This is a genomic window from Sporosarcina aquimarina, from assembly GCF_023715615.1.
Classification (GTDB): domain Bacteria; phylum Bacillota; class Bacilli; order Bacillales_A; family Planococcaceae; genus Sporosarcina; species Sporosarcina aquimarina_A.
Genome location: NZ_JAMBOM010000008.1, coordinates 75,113 through 100,882 on the forward strand (window position 1 = coordinate 75,113; position 25,770 = coordinate 100,882).

Consider the following 25,770-nt stretch of genomic DNA (forward strand, 5'->3'; position numbering starts at 1 on the left):
GTTCCAAATGCCTTGGACAAAAGACGATTATCCAGACACTTTTAAAAATGTAGGAGTGGATGTCCGTAACAAAGCCATTGAAATTGGGAATGCCTTACTCCGGGAAGGTTACGAAGAGGGCCGTGCGATCTCAATCGGACTTTCGCAAGCAAGAGATTCAGTTGAAGGGAAAGCAGAAGACCGCCCTCACTTCGAGGTACGTTCACGAGAAGATGAATGGGTGCTGAAGAAAAAGAGCGCATCGTCTGTTATCTATAAGGAAAACACAAAAAGTGCACTACTCAAAAGAGCAAAGCCTTATGTAACCGATCATGAAGGTGTGTTAACGGTTTATCACGAAGACGGGACAAAAGAGCAGACGCTGTATGAATAATAGTAACGCATGCCCCTAGTTGGGCATGCGTCTTTTTCAAGAATGTATCGCTTTTTCTTGAGACATTTCACGTAACTTGAACTTTTGAATCTTTCCTGAAGCCGTGATTGGATAGGCATCCGTAAATTCAATATAACGTGGGATTTTGTGATGCGATATGGCTCCCTTACAGAATGCCCGGATTTCTTCCTTATCCAGTTCCACTCCTTCTTTCGGGATGACCCAAGCCATCAGTTCTTCCCCATATTTCTCATCGGGTACTCCTACGACTTGGACATCAGAAATTCCAGGGTATGTGTACAAAAACTCTTCCACTTCTCGGGGATAAATATTCTCTCCCCCTCGAATGACCATGTCTTTCATGCGACCTGTTATGTCCAGATAGCCTTCTTCATCCAACCTAGCAATATCCCCCGTATGCAACCAACCTTCTTCGTCAATAGCTTCACGAGTTGCCTCTGAGTTATTATAGTAGCCTTTCATCACATGATACCCTCGGGTACAAAGCTCTCCTGACTCCCCTGTAGGAAGTTCTTCATCGGTAGCTGGATTAATGATTTTCACTTCTACATGAGGATGTGGTTTGCCGACTGTAGACACCCGCTTTTCAATCGGATCATCCGTCTTAGTTTGAGAGATGACAGGTGAAGCCTCAGTTAATCCATAGCAGATTGTAATTTCAGCCGCACCCATCACTTCGATTACTTGCTTCATCACTTCTATAGGACAAGTTGATCCCGCCATAATCCCCGTTCGCAATTTGGAAGTATCGAAAGTTTTAAAGTCAGGATGATTCAATTCAGCTATGAACATCGTAGGGACACCGTGCAATGCCGTACAATTTTCCTCTTGAACTGCACGTAAAACGCGGGCAGCTTCAAACTGTTCAACAATAACCATCGTTGCTCCATGAGACACTGCTGCTAGAGTTCCAAGTACACAGCCGAAACAATGAAAAAATGGAACTGGAATACACAATCTGTCCACATTCGACAACTTCATCGTTTCTGCGATCATATTGCCGTTATTTACGACATTATTATGAGTGAGCATAACCCCTTTTGGAAACCCTGTTGTTCCAGATGTGTACTGGATGTTAATGACATCATCCGGACTGAGAGAGTTCTTGCGCTTCACTAGCTCTTCATCCAATACCATGTCTGCGTGTTTTAGAAACTCAGACCAATTGTAAATCCCTACTTCATTTTTCTCGGTCATTAGAATGACACGTTTCAAATTCGGCAACTTTGGACAATCGATATGCCCCCCGTCGCTTTCCTCTTGGGACGGACAAATGGAACGCAAAATCTCTAAATAACTAGTATCTTTAAATCCCTCGTCCAAAATGAGAGTAGTGGCTTCAGACTGTTGCAGTAAATACTGTAACTCGGTTGCTTGATAGTTTGTATTGACTGTAACGAGAACAGCGCCCATTTTACCGGTTGCAAATTGACTCAGCAGCCATTGCGGTTTGTTATCTGACCAAATCGCAACGTGTTCCCCTTTTTGAATTCCAATCCCCATAAATGCTTTAGCAAGTTGATCCGTTTCTTTGTCGAATTCAGTGTACGTTTTTCTCAATTCTCGGTCCGGGTACACATATGCTTCGTTTTCAGGGTGCAAAATTGCTTGCTCACTTAAAATCTCTCCGACCGTCTTGTTCAGCAGCTCCATTTCCCCCATCCCCCTATCTAATTCTAAGTTCCTTCTATACTATCACACTTTTCTGATTGTGATGAATAATTATTAAATTTATATTTACAAATATTCGACAAAAAAACAAGCAAGTGTGTAAAATCCCCTGCTTGTTGAGTAGTGTAGTTTTTCACTCGATTGGTGTCACTCTACCACGTTCGTCTTTGTAGAACACATGCTGTCTCTCTAATTTTGTCGGGGAGTCCACTCCGGCTGCTGCTGCAATTCTGAATAATCCCTCGCGCATTGTCAAAATATAATTGGTGACCCGATACTTCTTCTCTTCGACCACGAGACCACGCTGTAAATGTTTATCTGTCGTAGCAACACCTGCCGGGCATTCATTGGTATGACAGCGTTGCGCCATAATACATCCGACTGAAATCATAAATCCACGGGCAATTTGGACGAGATCTGCCCCCATTGCAAGTGCAATTGCTGCTTTGTCTGGAGTTGTCATCTTTCCGGAAGCAATAATTTTTACTCGATCCCGTACTTCAAATTTCCTTAATGCATCATCCAGAATCATCAATGCAGATCGAATTGGCAAACCCACTGAATCTGCCAAGTCTTGATAGGTCGCACCTGATCCCCCTTCCGAGCCATCTAAAGAAATGAAGTCTGGGCCCATTCCAGTTTCTTTCATAAATGAGGCTAATTCTTCTGCATCCGAGATTCCGCCAATTACAATTTTAATGCCAACAGGTTTCCCCGAATGATTCCGAATTTTCTCGATGAATGAAAACATAGATGGAAAATCATCAAACTGATGGAAACGGTTCGGACTGTTAATAGTTTTATACGGGGTAACATTTCGAATCAATGCAATCTCTTCCGTCACTTTTGAACCTTCTACGTGACCTCCACGCATTTTAGCGCCTTGTGCTAGTTTCAGCTCAAACGCTCGGACTTTTGGATTGTCCGCTTTCTCTGTTAACAGGTTCCAATCAAATTCGCCTTCGCTCGTTCGGAATCCAAACAGTCCGGAACCGATTTGCGCGATAATATCCGCTTCTCCCACTAAATGGTGAGGAGATAACCCACCTTCTCCGGTATTCATCCATGCACCCGTCGCCATACCGATTCCTTTAGACAATGCCGTAATCGCATTTTCACCAAGCGCACCATAACTCATGGCAGATTGCCCAAGTAAGCTATGGACGCGGAAAGGATGCTTACAGTTCGGACCGATCACAACTGCATCTTCGTCAGGAAGTAACCACGGATCTGCCTTCACTTCTTCTTGGTGCTCTCTGCGGGAGAATAACCCTTCACCATCGACTATATACCTCATTGAATCTACTTTACGATCATTATCAACACGCATTTCTTCGTTCTGTTTCGTAAACATCGCATTCCGTAAATAATAACCAGGCGCATCGAAATCACGTTTTGAGCCGAATCCAATTACGCTCTTTAAGTATTTCCCCGGTAAAACCATATGCAAATAATCTTCCCGGCTGAAGGGCTTGCCTTCGTTATCGTTATCAAATAAGTATTGCCTAAATTCGGGACCGACCTTTTCAATCATATATCGAATTCTACCGAGTATAGGATAATTCCGTAAAATAGCATGTTGCTTCTGCTTTCTATCAAATAAATATACATAAGATATTGCCAAAATAGGAATGACGATAAATGCGGATACTATCAGCATAGTGGTTAGTGAAAGTCCTTCAAAAATGTTCATAAGCTCCACTCCTTTTCTATAGTCTCAAACTGGTGTACCATTAATCACAATCACTAGTTGGAGGCGATTCACAATGGTTATTGACTTACTGAAATCTCATGCATCTGTTCGTTCCTATACGAATGAGCGTTTATCCACAGAAACAGTCCGAGAACTTGTTACAGCTGGTCAACACGCCGCTAGTTCTCATTTTGTCCAAGCCTATTCTGTTATCCACGTAACTGATGCGTCAGTTCGCGAAAAACTAGGTGAGTATTCTAAAAATCCTCATCAGTTTAATGGCGCCGGTGCTGCTTTGGTCTTTTGCGCGGATTTCCATCGGTTACAAGTTGCTGCTGCATTGCACAACCGTTCAATCGACTACTCTCACGCGGAAGCCATGCTCGTCGGAACGATTGATGTAGCACTCTTTGCACAAAATGTTGCCATCGCTGCTGAGTCCAAAGGATACGGCATTTGTTATATCGGGGGTGTCCGCAATAGCCCTGCAGAAATTAGCGAACTCCTCAAACTTCCCGATGGTGTAGTTCCGATGTTTGGCATGACAATTGGTGTTCCTGCAAAATCTAATGAAGTGAAGCCTCGTTTACCAGTGGATGCAGTGTTGCATGAAAATATGTATGACGCTAGCAACTATGAGGAAATACTCCGTGAATACGACGCAACTATGGAGACTTATTATGAAACACGAAGCTCCAATCGTAAGCATACAGGGTGGACTGAACAGATGGCTGATTTCTTGCAATCTCCTCAACGCCCCTACATGAAAGAATTTCTGAGAGATCGAGGATTTAACTTTGACTAATAGTCGCTTTTCATCCCTACCTCTCTTGTAAAGGAGTCAAACCTAATGGAGTTTGAAAAATTGATCACCGACTTAGCGAAGCGTCTTAAGGATGGTACTTTTGTCCGCGCAACGTTCAGTCAACCCCGTACAAAATCAGAAGGCTTATTGCGTATTAAAGCGAAGCCGATTGAATTGAAAGGTGAGTTGCACATTCAGTTTGAAGAACAGTTTGAACGTGTGCTAAAACACCATAATATTTCAGTCGAAGGCATCGAGTTATTTCTGACGAATGCATTAATGCGTTTCAAACAAGTGCAGGCCGAATTTTCAGGTGAAACGATTCAAATACAGCTGACTAAGAAATTTAAAGTGTCTTGGAAGTCGAGTGTGACAGAAACGTCCAGGACCGCTGATTTATCGCACAATCGTAAGAAGAATTATTTACTCGAGGAAGGCACCCCTTATCCATTTTTAATACGCCTTGGTGTGCAGACAGCAGATGGGCGGGTTAAGAAACAAAAGCACGATAAGTTCAGACAAATTAACCGGTTCATTGAATATATTGATGACGCATTGACCCATCTCCCGAAAGATCGGACTGTCCGAATTTTGGATTTCGGCTCTGGTAAATCGTATTTAACGTTCGCGTTGTATCATTATCTTCATATTGAAAAGGGACTCGATATCCACGTAACCGGCCTCGATTTGAAGAAGGAAGTCATCGAAGAATGCTCTGAGATTGCGCGAGACCTTGAATACGATCGCTTAGAGTTTTTAGTTGGAGACATTAATGACTATGAGGATGAAACCTCTGTTGACATGGTCGTCACGTTGCATGCGTGTGACACTGCGACGGATATGGCACTCGCACGTGCGGTTCGTTGGGGTGCGAGCGTAATCTTGAGTGTACCGTGCTGTCAGCATGAATTGTTTGGTCAAATCCAGTCATCTGCTTTAGATGTGATGTTGCAACATGGACTCGTAAAAGAACGTTTTTCTGCATTGGCTACAGATTCGATACGTGCGGAGTTGTTGACGCTCGCTGGGTATGAGACACAGTTGCTGGAATTCATCGACATGGCGCATACACCTAAAAACATTTTGATTCGCGCGTATCGTACAGGAAAACAGCCTTCTTTGGAGTCTGTTGAGCGGTACAGGGCTTTCAGGGAGTTGTTGAATGCGAAACCGTTTTTGGAGAATGAATTGAAGTTGGATGTATTGAGTAACTAATTGAACGGGAGGAGAGCACCTGCAATTGAGGGTGCTCTTTTTTTGCGGGGATGATGGGGGTGATACTTGAGCGGATTTGTTGATCGCTTGATCACTTTTTCGCTTGCTTGAGCGGATTCGCTACTCGCTTGATCACTTTCCCGCTTGCTTGAGCGGATTCGCTACTCGCTTGATCACTTTCCCGCTTGCTTGAGCGGATCCGCTACCCGCTTGATCACTTTCCTGTTTGCTTGAGCGGATTCGCTACTCGCTTGATCACTTTCCCGCTTGCTTGAGCGGATTCGCTACTCGCTTGATCACTTTCCCCATTGCTTGAGCGGATTCGCTACCCGCTTGATCACTTTCCCGCTTGCTTGAGCGGATTCGCTACTCGCTTGATCACTTTCCCGGTTGCTTGAGCGAATTCGCTACCCGCTTGATCACTTCCCCCCTTGCTTGAGCAGATTCGCTACTCGCTTGATCACTTTCCCGCTTGCTTGAGCGGATTCGCTACCCGCTTGATCACTTTCCATTGCTTGAGCGGATTCGCCACCCGCTTGATCACTTTCCCGGTTGCTTGAGCGGATTCGCTACTCGCTTGATCACTTTCCCGCTTGCTTGAGCGGATCCGCTACCCACTTGATCACTTTCCCGCTTGCTTGAGCGGATTCGCTACTCGCTTGATCACTTTCCCGCTTGCTTGAGCGGATTCGCCTCTTGCTTGATCACGTTCAATTCACTCACCCTAAAACTCAAACTTACATAAAAACGTCCGCGCTCCTAGATGGAGTGCGGACGTTTTTTACAATTCAGATGCAGATGTATCTCGGGCCATCACTTCATCATATTGCGAATTATCGAGTTCTCCTGTTACGCGTGCCGTTGTGACACCAGCTGTCATGGATCCGCTGACATTTAACGCTGTGCGGCCCATGTCGATAAGTGGCTCAACAGAAATTAGAATCCCTGCAAGGGCAATCGGTAGATTCAACGCTGACAATACGAGAATGGCAGCAAACGTTGCGCCTCCTCCGACACCCGCGACGCCGAATGAACTAATCGCGACAATTGCAACCAGTGTCAAAATGAATTGAGCGTCAATCGGTTGACCGACTGTCGGCGCAATCATAACGGCGAGCATCGCTGGATAAATACCCGCACATCCGTTTTGACCAATTGATAGCCCAAACGATCCAGCGAAGTTCGCAATCCCATCAGGTACTCCAAGTCGCGACGTCTGTGTATTGAGTGTCAATGGTAATGTACCTGCGCTAGATCGTGATGAGAAGGCGAACAGTAACGTATCTCCCGCTTTCTTCACGTACGTAATTGGGTTTAAGCCTGTTGCGGCAAGAATCACTAAGTGCACGATGAACATGGCAATCAATGCGGCATAAGAAGCAGCTACAAACTTACCAAGATTCACAATCGCCCCGTAATCAGACAACGCAACAGTCCGTGCCATGATTGCGAGGATTCCATAAGGCGTGAGTCGTAATACAATTTTTACGACTGCCATAACCAACGAATAAACTGCATCGATTCCTTTTTGTACTACAGCCGCTTGTTCAGGCTCCTTCCTCCTGATTGTCAAAAATGCAAATCCTAAAAATGCGGCAAAGATGACAACGCCGATCGTCGATGTCGGACGAGCACCCGTGAAATCGAGAAATGGATTTGCAGGCAATAAATCTATTAACTGTTCAGGCAGCACTTTATCGGAAACGCCTGCCGCAGTTTCTTCCAATGATACTCCGCGTGAAATCTCAGCATCGCCTTGTACGATTTGCTCAGCGTCTAGTCCAAACAAGAGCGAGGATCCGATTCCAATCAGTGCAGCAATCGCTGTCGTTCCAATGAGAATTCCTAAAATCAAGGCCGCTTGTTTCCCGAAGTTCTTCCCTGCCGCCACTTTCGTAAAAGCAGTCAAAATCGAGATGAATACAAGTGGCACGACGATCATTTGTAAGAGTTTAATATAGCCTGTGCCCATAATATTGAACCAGGGAACCGATTGCTGAAGCGCGGTAGATTCAACCCCATAACTGACGTGCAAGATCACTCCATATAAAATTCCAAGACCCAATCCAGTAAATACACGCTTTGAAAACGAAACGTGTCTACGGTTCATCCAAAACAAAATACTCGCTAACAAAAGCAATCCCGCTACATTCAATAAGACAAATCCTGTCTCCATCTCGACGTCCTCCTTTGTAATTAATCTATGATTTTCTAATACATTATATCTTATGTACTTAATTCCGATATGTCAACTAGGATTTAAGGTGTTTTTAGTATTTTATAAAATATTATTACTAGACGTTCCAAATGGTGGTCCTATCTAGCTAATTTGTAGTATCTAAGTACACACAACTTTGCTACAATAAACAAAATCTATCACCACAATGGAGGGCTCACATGTTTACACTTCCTGTTTCAGAAAAGGTTTCACTGAAGTTACTCGAACAAGAGAATGCAGCAGAACTATTCTATTTGGTAAATGAATCACGGGAGCATTTGCGGGAGTGGCTTCCATGGGTTGACGGAGCGCTTTCTCCTGAAAGCTATCGCCCTGTCATCGAAATGTGGTTGAAGCAATTTGCGGAACACAATGGCTTCCAAGCAGGTATTCTGTATGAAGGTAAGATTGCAGGCATGATTGGATTTCACAAAATTGACTGGATAAATAGAAGTACGAGTTTAGGCTATTGGATCGGGGATCGTTTTCAAGGTCATGGGATTATGACAGATTCAGTTCGTACACTAGTAGACTGCGCGTTTTCTACATACAAACTAAATCGTATTGAAATTCGTTGTGGAGTTGAAAATGTAAAAAGCCGTGCAATTCCAGAGCGTCTCGGTTTTCAACTTGAGGGAATTCAACGTGATGGTGAGTTTCTGTATGATCATTTTCATGATTTGGCTATGTATAGTATGCTTGCGCGTGATTGGAACTAACAAGAAATGGCTGTCACTCTCGTTAAGAGGGGTGGCAGCTGTTTTTAGTATCATTACTTAAATGATGAATCTTGTTTAGGGCGGCGTAGTGGGTTTCCACTCGAATGGATTATTGGCGTTCTTAAACGTAGACTGCTACGAGTGACGCTAGACTAACAACATACGTTGGCTAAACTTGTTCCACTAACTACTTGTGGAATACTTCTCATGATTTGAAACTTGATTTGTAATCTGCAGTTTATGTAAAGTTTATGTAAATAAGGTACACTGTTTAAATGGTTTATGTGCTCAAGACATTCTGTAACGGAGGTAAAACAATGGTAGTAGAAAAAAAATCTAACGTGAACATCGGCTTTATCATTCTGTTAGTGGGTGTATTCATGGCGGCACTAGACAACGGAATAATCAGTGCGGCACTTACAACCATTAACACCTCATTCGATGTAAGTGCTACGCAAGGATCTTGGGGGATAACCCTTTACACACTAGGTCTTGCTGTGATGACCCCCATCGTCGGGAAACTTGCCGACCGGTATGGACGGAAAAAACTCTTTCTCATTGAAATTGCGATCTTCACCATCGGTTCGCTCGGAGTAGCGCTTAGTCCAAATTTCACACTATTCCTCGCAGCCCGTTTGTTCCAATCATTTGGTGGCGGTGGTATTTTTATTATCGCGAGCTCTCACGTATTAAGTACGATTACGAAAGAAAAACAAGGAAGCATGCTCGGACTTTTAGGAGGGATGAACGGAATCGCATCCGTTGTCGGACCTAGCATCGGGAGTTTCCTTATTGACATTACAGGAAACTGGCATTGGCTATTTTTGATTAATGTTCCTATCGGGATTGTACTCGTCGTAGTCGGTTTCTTCTCGTTGGAAGAAACAAAATCCTATGTTATGTCTAAAATTGACTTCCTCGGGATTTCACTCTTGTCGTTCTCTATCCTCAGTGTCATGTTTGCCATCAACAACATCGGAAGTGGCGGTTCCTTCACGGACGAATTCATCAAGTGGAGCGTCCTCGGTCTACTTATTCTTGGCGTCCTAATTTTCGCAGCGTTGATCTTTGTTGAAAAGCGGAACGAGCAAGGGGACAAAATCGACCCGATTCTTCCATATAGCCTACTTCGCAAACCTACTTATGCAATGACGATGGTGATGGGATTATTATCAGGGACGTTCATCGGTGCGATTATCTTCATTCCATCCTTTGCACAACAAATCCTCGGAATTTCCGCTGCGAAATCAGGTTATTGGATGACACCACTTGCGCTCGCTTCAGGTATCGGAGCTGGTGGTGGTGGATATTTTGTTGATAAAAAAGGGCCCGTGAAGACGCTGATTTTTGCTGGAATCATCGGGATTATTGGATTTGGGGGTCTTGGTTACTTTGCGGATACTAAATTGCTGTTCATCGTGTTCTCTGTCATTGCAGGTACAGGATTCGGATTCGTACTAGGCGCACCATTAACCGTACTCACTTCAAACGCCGCTGGTACACAAAAAGGTTCTGCCATAGGAACTCTTTCCGTAGCACGTCAAGTAGGGTTGACCATTTCTCCGACTATATTTGCTGCCTTCATCCAAAATGGATTCAGTAAAATTGGAGAGCTAATCCCTCAGAAATTGAAGGAACACGGAATCGATCCTAGTCAGCTTCCAGAAGGTTCTATGGAGGAATTGTCGGGTAGCAGCTACGGGGATTTGCAAGCTAAAATCGATCAGATTCCAGTTCCTGAAGTGCGAGATGCTTTGCACGTAGCCTTTCAACAAGCTTCACACTCCGCATATGAACCGATCTATTTAACAACCGCTTTCATGGCGCTTCTTATGATCATCATTTCCATTGTGTTTAGTAAACAATATAAACAGGACGCGATTGAAAGCAACAGATTAGATAAACAGGAAACAGAAAAAAACCAACAGACTGTTTCAAAAAACGAATAATACAGTTTTACCGAACCGTTCAGAATACTTCTGAACGGTTTTTTTACACCATAAAACCCGAAGCTAAAACACACTTCGGGTTACTCTTTCCATTCTGCTTTTAAGAGAAGACAGCGATCATATGCTTGAAGCTGTTTCAACGCGTTTTCATCATCCATGTTAAACGTTTGAACCCTGCCACTTGCGGAAACGATATAGTACGCAAGATAGGCAACTTCCCCTTGTTTTAAAGTGAGTTCACTTTCAAAGGCCGGCATTAACGTGGATCCTCCCGGCATCACTTCTAGTTCAGGTAGTAAGCGTCCACCTAGTGAGCTGAAAAGGATTCGTTCGATTGTATTTTCATCAGTTTGCTCAACCCCAAACCCAATTAATGGTACTTGTTGTTCTACTGAACCATTCCATGGGATTTCCGCAAGCGTTCCTACGTATTCCCCTTGTTCATATTGCTCAATGGTGAGTTGAATACTTTTGCCATCTGCCAAGGTGTCTTTTGAAGTAAAATGTAGGGCCTCCATTCCACCTGCACTGTAGATTAACCGCTGTTCATCTTCTGTCAACGTTCTTTGTGTCAACGTGATGGACTTGCCTCCAAAGCACCCCGCTAACAACAATGTTGCGAATAACCATACTCCAGCAACACATAATCGTTTCACACGCATCCCCTTTGTTTGTTAGCGTAATTCGACGCAGTCTGTAGGTAAAAAGATGTAGTTTCCTTTTTCCACAGGTTCTCCAAATAGAAGTGGAACTCGCTCACTAAAAATCGGACCATTTGCAACGACTGTATGGAATTCACCTGATTCTCCACAACTATCGATTCCGAGCGCTTCGAGTTCATCCATTAATTCAATTGTAAAACGCTTTCCAAGAAAGCGTTCTGGCATCCTACTGGTGTCCACTACAATAATATACGCTTCAAATCCCGCTGCAATGAATTCCTCCAGCAACTGACGTCTGGGGATAAGCCATAACGGATGCCACGCAGCCATCCCTGCTTGGTCACATGCTTGTTGAACCCAAGTTCGATGGTCTTCTAAATCGATATCCCCAAATACACCGTAGTGAATCCCTGCATCTGTACATTCTTTCATGGCGCCGATAAATTCTTTTTCATAGGTCTCCCAAGATGCTTGTCGTTTCATCAATGGAACCTTCAACCGCTCTGCTTGCGCATGAATAACGGACTCTGGCAAAGCATGAGAACGCGATCGGTCTGCCTCTTCTTCAAACATTGTCCATATCCGTGTAAGGGTTCGCCCATTTTCCAACGCTTTGTAAACAGCCATGGCTGAATCCTTACCGCCACTCCAGGATGCTACGAATTTCCGATCCATACAATCCACTCTCCTTATTTGCTTCCTTGCAGACAGTATAGCACGCACATTTACCCATGAAAAAACCCTCTACGCACAAACCGGCTTAGAGGGTGATTTGCTAAATAACCTACGCTCGTTAACAAACTTCTGGTTAGATTGCTTTTTTCAGTTGTAATGATTCGATTGTATCTCTCAATTGTTTAAGGTGGCGCTTTTCATGCAATCCGACAAACGGGAACCATTGACACAGTGGGATTTGTCCAAAAATTGGATGCTTACATGACTTTTTCATAAGTGACTCTTTGTTGCTGCTATCATATACGTCGAGCAAATATAACCGGGAATTGTGTAATTCCTGTTTCATCTCGCAAAGCGTCTTAAATGTATCCGAAGGAACTGTTCGTCCTGGAGCTTCTACTTTAATAATGCGGTTGGTTGAAATGGAAATTGGCTTTTTCATCGCTTTAGGGCTTTCTGGATTTTTTAACTCCTTTGCCACATTTGAAGCGATGAGCGTTTCCATGAGTGAGAGATGCTCGAGGATTTGTTTCGGTGACCAGCCACCATTGGCAGGTTTCCGATTGAGTTCCTCATTCGTCAGTCCTTGGACTGCCTGTAAAATCTTCTTGCGTATTTTGTTATTGCCTTCAAAAACCATGGTACCCCTCCTACGCAGTATTCGCGTCTGCATTCTCTCTGAAATATATTAGAATCATACGCTCATATTCTTGAAAAAGGAACCCTAAATTTAACTGTCAGAATAGTAAATTCCCGACCCTTTTGCAGCTCATCTGACACCGATCATAGACTACCTTTCAAAAGAATACAACCTTTATGGGTTATTCCTATTGTTATAGGGTTTCCAGAGGTTTTTTATGCGAAAATACTGGTTGAATGAATTAAAAAAACAGGCCCTCAAAAGAGAACCTGTTTTCTTATCTTATGATGGCATTGGCGTATCCGTTGGACGTGCGTACCCTTTGTTGTAATCTGTGTCGATTGTTTTACGAATTTCTTTCAACGATTTACCTTCTTGTGCCATGGTGACAGACTTAACTGCAATTTCAACACAGACGTCACAGCGTGTTCCATGATCATCCCATACGACTGAACCGTCTTTGCGAATTTCATCCACAAAACAGTTCAAGTTGCTGCCATGATCTGCGCTATCTGCACATCCACAGTAGCACGGCATGTATTTCAAAATGTCTTCTGCGCTTCCTGCTACTTGATAAACAAGTTGAAGATCGTCTGATTTGTCATCGAGGAAAGCAGGCAGTTCTTCTGCAGACGCAGTGACTTGTTGTAAGTCACCATTCGGTAGTTGTTTTTCTTCCCCTACTGCTAATGCTGGTGTTTCTTCATGATGCTGTTCTGTAGCCGTTTTCCCACTGCATGCAGCGAGAACAATCACAAGTACAGCTAAGATCGGCATGAGACGTTTCTTCATAGACATGTCGACTCCTTTTCTTGAAGGTTGTCCTCTCAGCATACAGGATTATACATGGTCGTGCCGTTACAATATTGTGGCAACTTACCGTCCAATCATTTTTGAAGGGACTACCCATTCATTGAACTGATCCTCAGTTAGAAGTCCTGATTTGAGTGCTGCTTCCTTCAAAGTTGTTCCTTCTTTGTGCGCCTTTTTTGCAATCTTAGCTGCATTTTCATATCCAATATGCGGATTAAGGGCAGTTACAAGCATGAGTGAGTTTTTCACTTTGTTATCGATTTCTTCAAGATTTGGTTCAATTCCAACTGCACAGTTGTCGTTGAAGCTGATCATTCCATCTGCTAACAGTTTTGCCGTTTGCAAGAAGTTGAAGATGATCACCGGTTTAAATACGTTGAGTTCGAAGTTCCCTTGGCTTGCTGCAAATCCGATTGTTGCGTCATTCCCCATGATTTGTGCAACGACCATTGTCAATGCTTCACTTTGTGTAGGGTTCACTTTACCAGGCATGATTGAACTACCCGGCTCGTTTTCAGGAATCGTAATTTCACCAATACCTGAACGCGGCCCGCTCGCAAGCCAACGGACGTCATTGGCAATCTTCATGAGATCTGCGGCTAGTGCTTTCATCGCGCCGTGTGTATAAACGACTTCGTCATAGCTTGTAAGTGCGTGGAATTTGTTTTCGGCTGACGTGAATTCAATCCCGACAGACTTCGAAATTTCTTCCGCCACTTTATCCCCAAATCCTTTTGGTGCGTTCAGACCTGTACCAACAGCAGTACCTCCGATTGCAAGTTCTTTCATCGATTGAACGCTTTCTTTTAGCATCTTCTCTGTTTTCACAAGCATCTGATGCCAACCGCTCATCTCTTGACCAAGAGTTAGAGGTGTCGCATCCTGCAAGTGTGTCCGTCCGATTTTGATAATGTCCATGAACGCTTCAGACTTATCGCATAGTGTTTTCTTTAACTTTTCAAGTGCAGGAAGGAGTTCACGTTCAACCGCGATTACCCCTGATACGTGAAGCGCTGTCGGGAAGGTATCATTCGAACTTTGCGACTTGTTCACGTCGTCATTCGGGTGCAAGCGCTCTTCCTCGCCCCACTCTTCAAGCAACTGATTGCCACGGTTAGCAAGTACTTCGTTCATATTCATGTTGGACTGCGTTCCACTTCCTGTTTGCCAAACGACTAGTGGGAAATGGTCGTCCCATTTACCTTCTAATACTTCATTGGCTGCAGCTGAGATTGCTTTCATTTTCACTTCGGAAAGATTTCCGAACGAGTGACTCGCAATGGCTGCAGATTTTTTCAAGTGTGCAAAGGCCTGGATGACGCCAGTTGGAATGCGCTCTCCGCCAATTTTAAAGTTTTGTTTACTACGCTGTGTTTGTGCACCCCATAGTTTGTCCGCTGGGACTTGAATTTCACCAAACGTATCGTGCTCAATGCGGTATTCCATCCTGAAAACCCCTTTTCGCAAATAAATTCACTTTCTTCTTATCTATCATGCCGGAATTCAGCTGTAAAATCAAAGATATTTGAATCAGTATAATAAGAAAAAGATCCGCCATAACGAGCGGATCTTCCTTTTATAATTCACGGCGCAGCGCATCGATAACATCGATTTGGGTTGCTTTGCGTGCGGGACGCCATCCTGAAATCATCGCTACGCCAATACTGATTGCGGATGCAATGACAACAAGTTGCCATGGAATGATGGAAAACGTAACGTTCAGTTCATTGAAATCTTCTTCTCCAAGTGCCGCTCCGACGATGAGTGGCAAAATGTAGTTTGCGAGAATACTAATTGCATAAGAAAGGAGGACTGCGATTACAGTTCCAATAATGCCAATCCATGCACTTTCCAGTAAAAATAAACGTTGAATCAATTTCGGCTTCGCTCCGAGTGCTTTCATGACACCGATTTCACGTGTACGCTCGGTCACGGCCATCGTCATCGTATTAAAGATACCAATAGAAGAGATCAAGATCGCGATGGTTCCCACGAAGATGAGACCTGCTTTCAGTGCTAAGAAAAAGACATCGATTTGCTCCAATTCTTCTGATATGGAATAGACAGAATAGCCGTCATCTTTTAACGAAGTTGTGATCCCCTTTACATTCTGCAGTTCATCGGCGTATACATTCAAATTCGGATAGAAAAGCGAGTCTTCACTTTCTTCTGCCTGATGACTCTTGTAAATGGCCTCTAACTCTGGAATAAGCGAAGCATCTGCGTACAGTTTACCGTCTAAAATAAAGTCTTTCGCAGGAGCCTTTGCGATTCCTACAATCGTCAGTTTAATCGGCTCTTTGTAAGATTCATTCGTTTCGTAGCTTCCAATTTCATAGGCAATTTCCATACCTAGTAAATCTCCTTTATAGTGTGGCAATTCTAGTTCAGCCTGTTCTTCTTCATTCAATTTATTGCCTTGTTGCTGATTTTGAAATTTTTCTACCTCTTCTTCATTCATTAAATTTTTAGCGAAGTCATGTCCGACCACCACTTCATATTTCCCATTCGGTAATCGTCCTTCTTCTAAAGCGAATCCGGCTTTCTTTTCCTCTTCAAAATCTGAAACGAGAAGTCCGCTTTGACCCTTATACTTATCTAGTGTGGTTTCCTGAAAGGCATTCACTTCTTGTCTCAGAACCACGGCTTTTACATGGTCCAGTTTTTTCATTTCGTTTGCTTTGTCAATAGTTAGATCAGCTGCATACACTTCTACTTGGGTCACAAGTCGGTTATCGAGAATTTCTTTTTTCAATGTGTCTTGGATGCCGAAACCGACAGAAGCCAATATGATCAGGAAAGCCGTCCCCATCGTTGCTGCTAAAATCGTCATAAAGACCCGAAGTTTGTTCTTTTTAATGTGCTGGCTAACAAAATCGATTTGATCCTTAAATTGCATGATGCACACCCCCTGCTTTTAAAACACCGTCATGCATTTGGTAAATCTCATCTGCGATTGACGCAACCTCATCGTCATGCGTAATAATGACGAAAGTAATCCCACGTGATTCGTTCAATGAACGGATGAGCGCTAGGATTTCCTGTTCCGTCTCTGAGTCAAGACTGCCTGTTGGTTCATCTGCAAAAATGATTGGGGGATTTGTGATTAGGGCACGAGCGATACTGACGCGTTGTTGTTGACCGCCCGATAACTCATTTGGGTAATGGTCTTGTACTTCTTTTAAACCGACGTGTTGGATGAGTTGCTTCACGAGTTGTGTGCGTTCTGCTTTTGAGACACCTTTCAGTTTTAAAGGGAGCTCAATGTTTTCGAATGTCGTGAGACCGGGCATGAGCTGAAAGTTCTGGAAGATGAACCCGAATTGGGCGAGTCGGAATTCTGCACTTTGGGTTTCATTGAAATCAGATGTCACTGTTCCATTAACTGTAATTTTTCCACTCTCAGGCTTTAGGAATCCAGCCATAATATGAAGTAATGTCGACTTCCCTGATCCACTTCTTCCGACAATAGAAATGATGGAACCTTTTTGCACTTCGAAAGAAAGGTCTTTTAAGACAGGGATCGGCCGCTCTTTTCCTTTTTTACCGATTTTGAATGAATGCTGTATATGTTCTACATGAATCACTTTGTTGTCCTCCTCTAATTTGCTGATACTTTGAGTATGACAGCCAATTCTTTAGAAGTAGTGTATGGAAATATGAAGAGTTTCTTAAGATGAGAGAAGTTTGAGTGCTTCTCAGAATGAATTGTGGATTCGGCTTCTTTGTCTTGATGGATGAAGGGTACTTTTATAGTGTGGATAGGGATTGGCGCGGCCGTGGGAACGCACGGTGTTGGATGAGAGGTTTATGAGCAGTTTTCAAGTTTTATGAGCAGTTTTTTTCGTTTATGATCATTTTCAAGGACTTATGAGCACTTCTAGAGATTTTTGATCACTTTTACAAATTTATGAGCACATTTGCGAGTATATGAGCGTTTCTCCAGTTTTATGAGCACTTCCAAGTATTTAGAAACATCCACACTTTACATACTAGATTCCTGAAAAATCCCAACACACAAAAAAAGCTATTCTCCCGAGACATCTAAGGAGAACAGCTTCCTTCATTCAATTAGTTCACTTTTTCCCTTACGCTTCGTCAGTTGCAGATTCTTCTGTAGATGCCGCTAGTGGTGAACGAGGTTTCTTGAGTTCTTCCGCTAAGTTATCGAGGCTTGGGCGCAATGTCCCTTTACCTGCGTAACTTTCTAGCATTTCTTTGATGTTTAGACCTGTTGTAGCACCTAGTGATTCCTGCATAGTAGACATGAGGTCTGTTGCATAGCCCGTGACTTTGTTGGCACCGCCACCTTCTCCGCTACCTGTATCGACCACAGTAATCTTATCGATGTTAGCAAGTGGACTTGCAACTTGTTTCGCGTATTCCGGTAGCATGCCGACGATCATATCGAGCATTGCTGCCTGACCGTAGTGTTCGAATGCTTCCGCGATTTTGCGCTTCGCTTCTGCTTCTGCGAGACCTTTCAAACGGATGATATCTGCTTCAGATTCACCTTGAGCTCGTTGGGAATCGGCACGCGCTGTACCATCGAGACGGACTTTTTCAGCGTCTGCAGCTGCACGCGCTTCAATGCGGTATTTCTCTGCATCGGCTTCAGCAAGTTGACGGGATTTATCAGCCGCTGCATTTTGCTCAATTGCGTAACGGTCCGCGTCTGCTTTTTTCTTAACTTCAGAGTCGTATTGTCGCTCACGACGTTGAATCTCTTTTTCTTCGAGTTCAATTTGTTTCTGACGTTCGATGATGCGGATTTGCATCTCTTGCTCCATAACTTCCTGCTTGGAGCGGGCTGTTTGTAGTTCGTACGCTTGGTCTGCACGTGCACGAGCTGCGTCTTGCTCCAGACGATATTCTGCAACTTTTAATTGATTTTCCTTTTCAGCTTCTGCAATTTCAGTTGCGCGTTCGATTTCAGCTTTCTGTGCTTCTTTAGAAGCCTCTGCGTTCTTAATACGCGTTTCTTTCTCTGAAATCGCGGTAGCAATATCGGCGTCACGTTTAACCTGTGCGATACGCGGCTTACCAAGTGAATCGAGATAACCGTTTTTATCGCGTACGTCTTTAATCGTAAATGAAACGATTACTAAGCCCATTTTCGCTAAATCTTGTGAGGCCACGCGTTGAACTTCTTGAGAGAATTTGTCTCGGTTTTTATAAATCTCTTCAACTGTCATTGATCCTAAGATGGACCGTAGGTGACCTTCCAATACTTCTTTCGCTTCGTTCTCTCGGTCTTCTTTTGACTTTCCGAGGAACTGCTCAGCAGCTGTGGCAATTTCTGAAATGGACCCGCCAATCTTGATGATTGCCGTTCCGTCTGCCATCACTGGAACCCCTTGTTCCGTGTATACTTCAGGAGTTGTAACTTCAAGTTTGCTGGACAGCAAACTGAGTGGAGCTGCCTGTTGGAACACGGGCAGGACGAACGTACCGCCACCACGAATGATTTTCACTTTGTTTCCAGAGTCGTCAGTATGGACATTTTTCGACCCGATATAACTACCAGTAACTATTAAGGCCTCATCTGGACCAACTGTTCGGTACTTGGTTACGTACACAAGGATGACAGCTAACACAACAAATACGGCGACTGCAATGGCAATCCAAATTCCAGATAATTCTATTGGCATTTTGTTTCCCCCTTAAACTAGTAAGATTATTTGAAACGGAAAGGTTCGTATTCTTTGACGATGAATGTCCCTGAATCGACTTCGATAATAAGCACTTCTTTTCCATAGTCAATCGGAAGATTCTCATAGCCTGACGCTCGTTTCGACAATACGCCATTGACTGTTTCAATGACAATTTCACCAAAGCCATCAGCAGGTATCGGAACAATTACTTTAGCAACTTTTCCTGCAAGAGATTCGTCCGCATAGGCAATCGAAACTTCTGCCGACTTTAGTGGCAACAAAATGAAGAAGTATAGTAAAAAGTCGAGTATTGCGCCGGCAGCAAGTGCAATAATAAGAATGACTCCGCTTCCGAGTCCTGTAGCTAGTTCTAATACATATCCCCACGTTGCCGATAAGGTAATGAATGGCAAGATGACAGCTGGATCCAATAAAGGAAACAGATCACCTGCTCCATCCGTTAAATCACTGAAGAATAAGTAGAGCAATGTTGCAATCCCTGCGACAATCAATATCGGTAAGTATAATTCTTGAGTCGTCATGCCGAACAGTTCCATTTCAAACACCCCCTTTGTCTATTCTATACGTACGAGATTTGGAAAGGATTCATTTGAATGAATATTTTGTGACTGAATTTTAAATTTGGTTATTTCTCTCCTCTTTTGTGAATAATTCGTGGAGTTCAATTTTTTTGTCGAAAAAACGCAAAATATGTTCGTCTTACGACACTGAATTTGCTATAATAGATAAGTTATTAACCAATACACTTTCCGATAATCGGATGGAGGTCAATCATGTTCAGTCCAAGAAAAACCGATCCCTTTTTTGCTGCTTTGCTAACAATCGCAGAACATGTGCAAGAAGCCATGCACTATGCAAATGATTATAAAGTGACGTCCGTTGCTGACTTAAAAGAAGTTAGTATACGGTTAAAGAAATACGAAACGGATGGGGACGACCTAATCCACGAGCTTATCTCAAAACTGAACGTATCATTCATGACACCAATCGAGCGTGAAGATATTTTACAACTCGCTATAAAGATGGATGACATTTTAGACGGAGTCGAACATTTCGCTGCTAACTTAGAAATGTTTTCATTGATTGAAATCGATGAATACGTCCAGACATTCATGGACAACATTGTGAAAAGTTCCGATGAAATCGTAAAAGCGATGAAGTTGTTAGAACGAAGAAAACTTGTTGAGATGCGTGATCATGCCGTCACTATTAAGGAATATGAACGAGTTTGTGATGAAGTGCTTCGTACATCCATTAAACAATTGTTCATACGCGAAACGGATCCAATCCGAATCATCCAGTTTAAAGATATATACGAACTCTTAGAAGATGTTGCAGATTACTGCCAGGATGTCGCCAACACGATTGAGACGATCATCATGCGTAACGCGTAAGGGGGCAGACTGATGGATACAGTATTGCTTCTGACAATTTTGATAGTCATTTTCGCACTTGCATTTGATTTCATCAACGGATTTCACGACACAGCGAATGCGATTGCCACTTCCGTGTCGACGCGTGCACTGAAGCCTCGTGCAGCGATTTTACTCGCTGCGACAATGAACTTTGCGGGTGCTTTAACATTCACTGGCGTAGCAAAAACCATTTCAAAAGATATTGTGGACCCATTCACACTAGACAACGGGTCACTCGTCATTTTAGCGGCTCTCCTGTCCGCGATTATCTGGAACTTGGTAACGTGGTATTTCGGTATTCCATCTAGTTCTTCACATGCTTTAATCGGTTCGATTGCAGGCGCTGCGATTTCAGCGGCAGGTCTTGGAATTCTGAACTACAGTGGTTTCATAAAGATTATGGAGGCACTTCTCATTTCACCAGTCATTGCAATTGCCGGTGGATTCATCGTCATGACGCTCCTTCGTGCTGTGCTGAAAAATCGAAATCTGTTTAAAGCGAACAAACGTATTCGGTATTTACAAATTCTCACAGCTGCGATTCAGTCGTTTACACACGGTACAAATGATGCTCAAAAAGCGATGGGGATTATTACGATGGCCCTCATTGCTGCAAACCTTCAAACAGGTGATGATATTCAAATGTGGGTACGGATTGCCGCTGCCACTTCCATGGGTATCGGGACATCCATCGGTGGATACAAAATCATCAAAACAGTCGGTGGTAAGATTATGAAAATCCGTCCAATTCATGGGGCTGCAGCCGATTTGAATTCTGCTGCCATCATTTTTGGAGCAACGCTTCTTCACTTGCCTGTATCGACAACTCATGTGATCTCTTCCTCCATTATGGGAGTAGGCTCTGCTCAACGTGTAAAAGGCGTTAAATGGGGGACTGCTAAGAAGATTGTCATCACTTGGGTGATCACGATGCCGATCTCTGCTTTAGTAGCTGCACTATTGTATCAATTGCTGAACTTGTTTTTTTAATTTGAACATATGGGTTGCTTTGCCAACAGCCGTCTGTTATGATAAAGAAGAATTATTTTTGTTCGGCGCGATGGTTAAGTTCACTTGACCCTTTCAAGACTTGAGCAAGGATAGTAACACAATGTATGCGCAAATACGCATACGAGGAGGAAACAAACATGGAACATGGTAAAGTAAAATGGTTCAACGCAGAAAAAGGTTACGGCTTCATCGAACGTGAAGATGGCGACGACGTATTCGTACACTTCTCAGCAATCCAAGGCGAAGGCTTCAAGACTCTTGAAGAAGGCCAGGATGTAACTTTCGAAATCGAGCAAGGCCAACGCGGTCTTCAAGCTACAAACGTTGAAAAGAACTAATTAACTTCAACCTTTCAAAACCGTTTCCTCCTGAGGGAACGGTTTTTTTATGCTCATTTTGAATTGCTTCTTGATGCTAATTCGCTTCTTCTTTCCAATTCCTTTCTCCTTTTTCAACCCCCCACATTGTCAATTCAACTCATCTTCACTCCTCCACCCAAAGATACGAATTCTTCCAACGAAATAGTTCCATTCTTCAACTCTACCCGATATGATGAACATAACGAAACTTACATAAGAAAGAGGGACTCAACATGAAGGCATTCTCCGGCTTCGTTGCCGCTCGGTATAAATGGTTAATCGGGTTCTGGATCTTGCTACTCATCGGTTTTGCCATTTTCGCTATCCGACTTCCAGGTCTTCTTGAAGGCGATGGATTCCGTATGGATGGCGAGCAAGAAGACGTTTCTAAGACGTTAACGCAAGATTTTGATCAGCCCGACGAAACCATGTTTCTCGTCTTCGAAGGGAAAACCGATGATGAAATTTCAGAAGCTTTAACCGCCATCAAAAAGCTAGATATTACAAAAGATATCATTTCCCCATTAGACGAACTGGATCAGTATCAAGACGACATTTCCTATGCGATGCTTCATTTCGACGATAGGGAGAGCGATAAGTCGGGGCTCGTTACTAAAATTCGCGATACAGTGGGAATAGATAATGGTATTACACTTACCGGACAATCACCGATTACAAAAGATATTAACGCGGCAAGTCAAAAAGATTTAATGGTGGCTGAAGCTATCGGTCTCCCAATTGCACTCATTGTTTTGCTATTCGCATTTGGTACTGTTGTCGCTTCTCTAGTTCCCCTATTAATCGGGATAGCCACGATTGTTACGTCATTCGGAATCCTAGCATTGTTCGGCGAAACCACGGATTTGTCCATCTTCGTCCTAAATATTATTCCGATGCTCGGACTAGCACTCAGTATCGATTTTGCTCTCCTGTTCATCAGTCGATATCGGGAAGAACGAAAACTACAATCGATCCCTGGAGCGGTTCGCACCACAATTGAAACAGCAGGACGCTCGATTATTTTCTCAGCGTTTTGTGTTTTCATCGGACTTGGTGCGATGCTTCTCATTCGTGTGGATATCTTCCAAAATATCGCACTTGGTGGCATGATTGTCGTATCGATGGCAGTTCTTGCTTCCCTTACACTATTGCCAGCTGTGCTCCTTGTATTGAAGGAACTGATTGACAAAGGACAGATTCTTAACGTCAAAACCGGAACAGATCGTTGGCGCTCCTTTGCCGAAGGTGTCATTAAACGTCCAGTCCTCATCACGATTGTTGCACTTGTCCTACTCGGAATTGCGCTTATACCCGTTCGCAACATGACGCTTACGATTCCGCAGATTGACTCCTTGCCGCTTTCATATGACACAAGGTCTGCCTATGAGAATATGGAGGATGCATTTGGTATTCGGAACGAATCCACTTCTTTCGTTATAGCCGAACGCTCAGGCGGTTGGGAAGATGAAGAAGGATTGAATGCACTCAAAGACGTTCAACAGGCTCTCGAAAAAGATGCACTCACAAGTAAAGTGACGACCGTTTTCTCAGAAAGTGGTATTGAACAACCGGAAGACTTCGCCAAAGCGTTACAACTCCCAGAACAATCTGCTCAGTTGCAACCATTGCTCGATGCATTCATCTCCAAAGACCTCCTTATGATTCCTGTAACACTGGAAGCGGATGGTGCATCAAGTAAAGCCCAAGACTGGGCACGAAAATGGTCTGAGAAAGAGACTCCATGGAACTTGCAAATCGGAGGAGAAGCGAAGTTCAACCAAGAAATATTTGACGAAATTACAGACAATATCGTCTATGCCCTACTCATCATTATAGTGTCAACGTTCATCATTTTAATGATTGCATTCCGATCGCTCCTCATTCCGTTTAAAGCGATTCTGATGAACATCATCGGATTGTCGGCGTCATTCGGACTGCTCGTCTACATTTTCCAATATGGTCATTTCGGACTCCATCCTGGAACGATTGCTCTGATTATCCCGGTCATCGTTTTCAGCCTCGTTTTCGGACTGAGTATGGATTACGAAGTTTTCCTAATTTCTCGTATGCAGGAGTCCTATTTGGAAACAGGTGACAATGACAAATCAACGGTTGAAGGACTTGCATCGACAAGTAAAGTCATTACGTCCGCTGCGCTTATCATGATTGTATTGACTGGTGCATTCGCGTTTACAGATGTCATGCCTGTGAAGCAAATTGGTGTTGGGATTGCACTTGCGGTAGCAATTGATGCGACCATTATCCGCTTGTTACTTGTTCCAAGTCTTATGAAACTGTTTGGTGACTGGAACTGGTGGTTGCCATTCCGAAAAAAAGCTGATTAATAACGAAAAGACACACGCTCCTTCATGGAGTATGTGTCTTTTTTTATAGACTTACGGTTGCCTGTTGTTCCATCCATTCAATCGAAACTGATGTGTCTACGGATGAATCGACACTTTGTTGGTCGTGTTTGAACGTTGCCATGACTAGAAAGTAAATGGCAGCTACCGCTACTATTGTCAGGACAATCACTGCAATCACGATTGTTTTCCCTTTCATCGGACGATCCCTCCGTCCTCCACTTTCTTAAATCCTTCTTCTCTCAAATAATCCACAGCTTCTTGGTAATCCCCAAAACTATCTTCCAAATTTAAACCGTGATAGATGTTCCAAGCACCAAGTTCTTCTTTTAGCTCGAGTTTAGAGTTATGTCCGTCTAACCAAACTTCTTCAACCGGTTCTGATTCCACCTTCTCTTCAGCCAACCCTGCAATTGCATCTTCAATCGTCTTACGTAATTCTGCTTCAGAAGCTTCGCGGACATTCACAAGCCCGCGGCTATCCGGCTCATAGCCAGGAACATCCGCAACGTAAATAAACGCGTTGCCATTTGGATGTAAATGCTGAACGACAACTGTCTTATCAAATTTACTAGCTGCATAATGATAATTGACTCGTTTCATTGAAACGTCTTTACGTGACAGCTCCGGGTAAGATTCAATAATTGTTTGTTTCTCTTCAAATGTAAGCATTGGTGTTTACACACTCCTCTTATTGTTCGTTTCAGTATATCATGATTCTTCGTGTATCAATAACCCGAACATCCGTGCAAATCCGATTGCTTGTTCCTTAGAAACTGTGCATGCTGCAATTTTGGACGGTGTCACTTCCAAGCGCTCGAATGTACAACCAGCCAGATTCACTCCTGCAAGATCTGTCTCTCTAAAATTCGCATTCTCCAATTGGCTACGGGAAAGCTTCATATCTTTTAATACGCACTCAAAAAAGTCCGACTCCGAAAACTGGGAATCTTCGAGCTGAACCGCCTGCAACTTACTGAAACTAAAACTGCCGTAGCGCGCGTCACACTCTTCGAAACGTACATGCTTGACCACCGAATGATCGAAGTTCGCTCCAGTCAATTTGCAGTTGCGGAATTCACAGCGCAATAAGTCTGCATGCCCCGCCTCCACATTCGAGAAATCACACCGTTCAAATACCGTATCGACGAATGAGGCGCCGGATAAATCCATTTCTGCAAAAGTGCAATCCGTGAACACTGCATCATCAGTTGCAAGTTGCATGCCACTCGTAAAACGTAAATCTCCGTTCTGCACTTCAATGCCACGAAGCGTTTCCGGGTCTGAAGGAATCTGTTCAACACGTAGTTGTTCCCGTCGTGCTGATAACTTTGGTTTTTGAATTCCCATTTTTCTCATACCATCACTCCCTCTATAAATGTTGATGTATCAACGGTTTGACCCGTTGTTAGGGTGCCAAAAATATTTTTTTGACACGCAGATAAACAATAATAATTAGATATTTGAATCTTCAAACGTCCATGGGTACGCTA

General features: G+C 43.4%; 24 protein-coding genes. 9 read left to right on the forward strand and 15 right to left on the reverse strand.

Translation table 11 applies throughout. From position 1 onward, the window contains the following. Nucleotides 1-7 precede the first annotated feature (7 nt). Complete coding sequence (locus M3197_RS15625) at nt 8-373, forward strand: DUF2188 domain-containing protein (protein WP_251662586.1); 366 nt, start codon at nt 8-10, stop codon at nt 371-373. Nucleotides 374-409: 36 nt separating this feature from the next. On the opposite strand, the gene M3197_RS15630 is transcribed toward M3197_RS15625, so the two are convergent. Continuing rightward, nucleotides 410-2,047, reverse strand: coding sequence for an AMP-binding protein (locus tag M3197_RS15630; RefSeq protein WP_251662588.1), 1,638 nt, complete (start codon nt 2,045-2,047; stop codon nt 410-412). Nucleotides 2,048-2,198: 151 nt separating this feature from the next. Beyond that, nucleotides 2,199-3,758 (reverse strand): FMN-binding glutamate synthase family protein, encoded by a 1,560-nt coding sequence (locus tag M3197_RS15635; RefSeq protein WP_251662590.1) that lies wholly within the window; start codon nt 3,756-3,758, stop codon nt 2,199-2,201. Between the two features lie 73 nt (nt 3,759-3,831). On the opposite strand from M3197_RS15635, the gene nfsA reads away from it, so the two are divergent. Together nfsA and M3197_RS15645 are read left to right on the forward strand one after the other, a co-directional pair. Then, entirely contained in the window at nt 3,832-4,563 is a 732-nt protein-coding gene (gene nfsA / locus M3197_RS15640) for an oxygen-insensitive NADPH nitroreductase (protein ID WP_251662592.1), read from the forward strand. Nucleotides 4,564-4,608: 45 nt separating this feature from the next. After that, on the forward strand, nt 4,609-5,778 hold the full coding sequence (locus M3197_RS15645) for a class I SAM-dependent methyltransferase (RefSeq protein ID WP_251662594.1): 1,170 nt from the start codon (nt 4,609-4,611) through the stop codon (nt 5,776-5,778). Nucleotides 5,779-6,559: 781 nt separating this feature from the next. Here the strand turns inward: M3197_RS15645 and M3197_RS15650 are convergent. Further along, nucleotides 6,560-7,954, reverse strand: coding sequence for an L-cystine transporter (locus M3197_RS15650; RefSeq protein ID WP_251662596.1), 1,395 nt, complete (start codon nt 7,952-7,954; stop codon nt 6,560-6,562). Between the two features lie 221 nt (nt 7,955-8,175). On the opposite strand from M3197_RS15650, the gene M3197_RS15655 reads away from it, so the two are divergent. Together M3197_RS15655 and M3197_RS15660 are read left to right on the forward strand one after the other, a co-directional pair. Continuing rightward, on the forward strand, nt 8,176-8,715 hold the full coding sequence (locus tag M3197_RS15655; RefSeq protein WP_251662597.1) for a GNAT family N-acetyltransferase: 540 nt from the start codon (nt 8,176-8,178) through the stop codon (nt 8,713-8,715). Nucleotides 8,716-9,032: 317 nt separating this feature from the next. Next, nucleotides 9,033-10,664, forward strand: a complete 1,632-nt coding sequence (locus M3197_RS15660; RefSeq protein ID WP_251662599.1) for an MFS transporter — start codon at nt 9,033-9,035, stop codon at nt 10,662-10,664. 80 nt (nt 10,665-10,744) lie between these two features. Here the strand turns inward: M3197_RS15660 and M3197_RS15665 are convergent, their stop codons facing one another. From M3197_RS15665 to M3197_RS15705, 9 genes are all read right to left on the reverse strand, one after another. Next, nucleotides 10,745-11,320 (reverse strand): YgaN family protein, encoded by a 576-nt coding sequence (locus M3197_RS15665; protein ID WP_251662600.1) that lies wholly within the window; start codon nt 11,318-11,320, stop codon nt 10,745-10,747. Between the two features lie 18 nt (nt 11,321-11,338). After that, on the reverse strand, nt 11,339-12,001 hold the full coding sequence (locus M3197_RS15670) for a Dph6-related ATP pyrophosphatase (RefSeq protein ID WP_251662601.1): 663 nt from the start codon (nt 11,999-12,001) through the stop codon (nt 11,339-11,341). A gap of 133 nt (nt 12,002-12,134) precedes the next feature. Further along, on the reverse strand, nt 12,135-12,641 hold the full coding sequence (locus M3197_RS15675) for a DinB family protein (protein WP_251662602.1): 507 nt from the start codon (nt 12,639-12,641) through the stop codon (nt 12,135-12,137). Nucleotides 12,642-12,923: 282 nt separating this feature from the next. After that, nucleotides 12,924-13,433 carry a PCYCGC motif-containing (lipo)protein gene (locus M3197_RS15680; protein ID WP_251662603.1) on the reverse strand — a complete coding sequence of 170 codons (510 nt, stop codon included), beginning with the start codon at nt 13,431-13,433 and terminating at the stop codon, nt 12,924-12,926. Nucleotides 13,434-13,517: 84 nt separating this feature from the next. After that, nucleotides 13,518-14,900 carry a class II fumarate hydratase gene (fumC, locus tag M3197_RS15685; RefSeq protein WP_251662604.1) on the reverse strand — a complete coding sequence of 461 codons (1,383 nt, stop codon included), beginning with the start codon at nt 14,898-14,900 and terminating at the stop codon, nt 13,518-13,520. 130 nt (nt 14,901-15,030) lie between these two features. After that, nucleotides 15,031-16,353, reverse strand: coding sequence for an ABC transporter permease (locus M3197_RS15690; RefSeq protein WP_251662605.1), 1,323 nt, complete (start codon nt 16,351-16,353; stop codon nt 15,031-15,033). Further along, nucleotides 16,343-17,041 (reverse strand): ABC transporter ATP-binding protein, encoded by a 699-nt coding sequence (locus M3197_RS15695; RefSeq protein ID WP_251662606.1) that lies wholly within the window; start codon nt 17,039-17,041, stop codon nt 16,343-16,345. Before M3197_RS15695 ends, M3197_RS15690 begins: the two co-directional genes overlap by 11 nt. Nucleotides 17,042-17,542: 501 nt before the next feature. Then, entirely contained in the window at nt 17,543-19,105 is a 1,563-nt protein-coding gene (gene floT / locus M3197_RS15700) for a flotillin lipid rafts scaffold protein FloT (RefSeq protein ID WP_251662608.1), read from the reverse strand. 26 nt (nt 19,106-19,131) lie between these two features. Beyond that, on the reverse strand, nt 19,132-19,665 hold the full coding sequence (locus tag M3197_RS15705; RefSeq protein WP_251662610.1) for an NfeD family membrane protein: 534 nt from the start codon (nt 19,663-19,665) through the stop codon (nt 19,132-19,134). 237 nt (nt 19,666-19,902) lie between these two features. On the opposite strand from M3197_RS15705, the gene M3197_RS15710 reads away from it, so the two are divergent. The 4 genes from M3197_RS15710 to M3197_RS15725 all read left to right on the forward strand — a co-directional run bounded on the left by M3197_RS15710 (nt 19,903) and on the right by M3197_RS15725 (nt 24,259). Further along, on the forward strand, nt 19,903-20,523 hold the full coding sequence (locus tag M3197_RS15710; protein WP_251662612.1) for a DUF47 domain-containing protein: 621 nt from the start codon (nt 19,903-19,905) through the stop codon (nt 20,521-20,523). Between the two features lie 12 nt (nt 20,524-20,535). Continuing rightward, nucleotides 20,536-21,534, forward strand: coding sequence for an inorganic phosphate transporter (locus tag M3197_RS15715; RefSeq protein ID WP_251662614.1), 999 nt, complete (start codon nt 20,536-20,538; stop codon nt 21,532-21,534). A gap of 158 nt (nt 21,535-21,692) precedes the next feature. Next, on the forward strand, nt 21,693-21,893 hold the full coding sequence (locus M3197_RS15720) for a cold-shock protein (protein ID WP_025783780.1): 201 nt from the start codon (nt 21,693-21,695) through the stop codon (nt 21,891-21,893). Between the two features lie 254 nt (nt 21,894-22,147). Next, the gene (locus M3197_RS15725; RefSeq protein WP_251662616.1) at nt 22,148-24,259 is read left to right on the forward strand and encodes an MMPL family transporter; all 2,112 of its coding nucleotides are present in this window, start codon (nt 22,148-22,150) and stop codon (nt 24,257-24,259) included. A gap of 43 nt (nt 24,260-24,302) precedes the next feature. Here M3197_RS15725 and M3197_RS15730 read toward each other — a convergent pair whose 3' ends face one another. The 3 genes from M3197_RS15730 to M3197_RS15740 are packed head-to-tail and all read right to left on the reverse strand — an operon-like array spanning nt 24,303 to nt 25,636. Next, nucleotides 24,303-24,476, reverse strand: coding sequence for a hypothetical protein (locus M3197_RS15730; RefSeq protein WP_251662618.1), 174 nt, complete (start codon nt 24,474-24,476; stop codon nt 24,303-24,305). Then, nucleotides 24,473-24,949 (reverse strand): hypothetical protein, encoded by a 477-nt coding sequence (locus M3197_RS15735; RefSeq protein ID WP_251662620.1) that lies wholly within the window; start codon nt 24,947-24,949, stop codon nt 24,473-24,475. Before M3197_RS15735 ends, M3197_RS15730 begins: the two co-directional genes overlap by 4 nt. A 39-nt stretch (nt 24,950-24,988) precedes the next feature. Continuing rightward, the gene (locus M3197_RS15740; protein WP_251662622.1) at nt 24,989-25,636 is read right to left on the reverse strand and encodes a pentapeptide repeat-containing protein; all 648 of its coding nucleotides are present in this window, start codon (nt 25,634-25,636) and stop codon (nt 24,989-24,991) included. Nucleotides 25,637-25,770 lie beyond the last annotated feature (134 nt).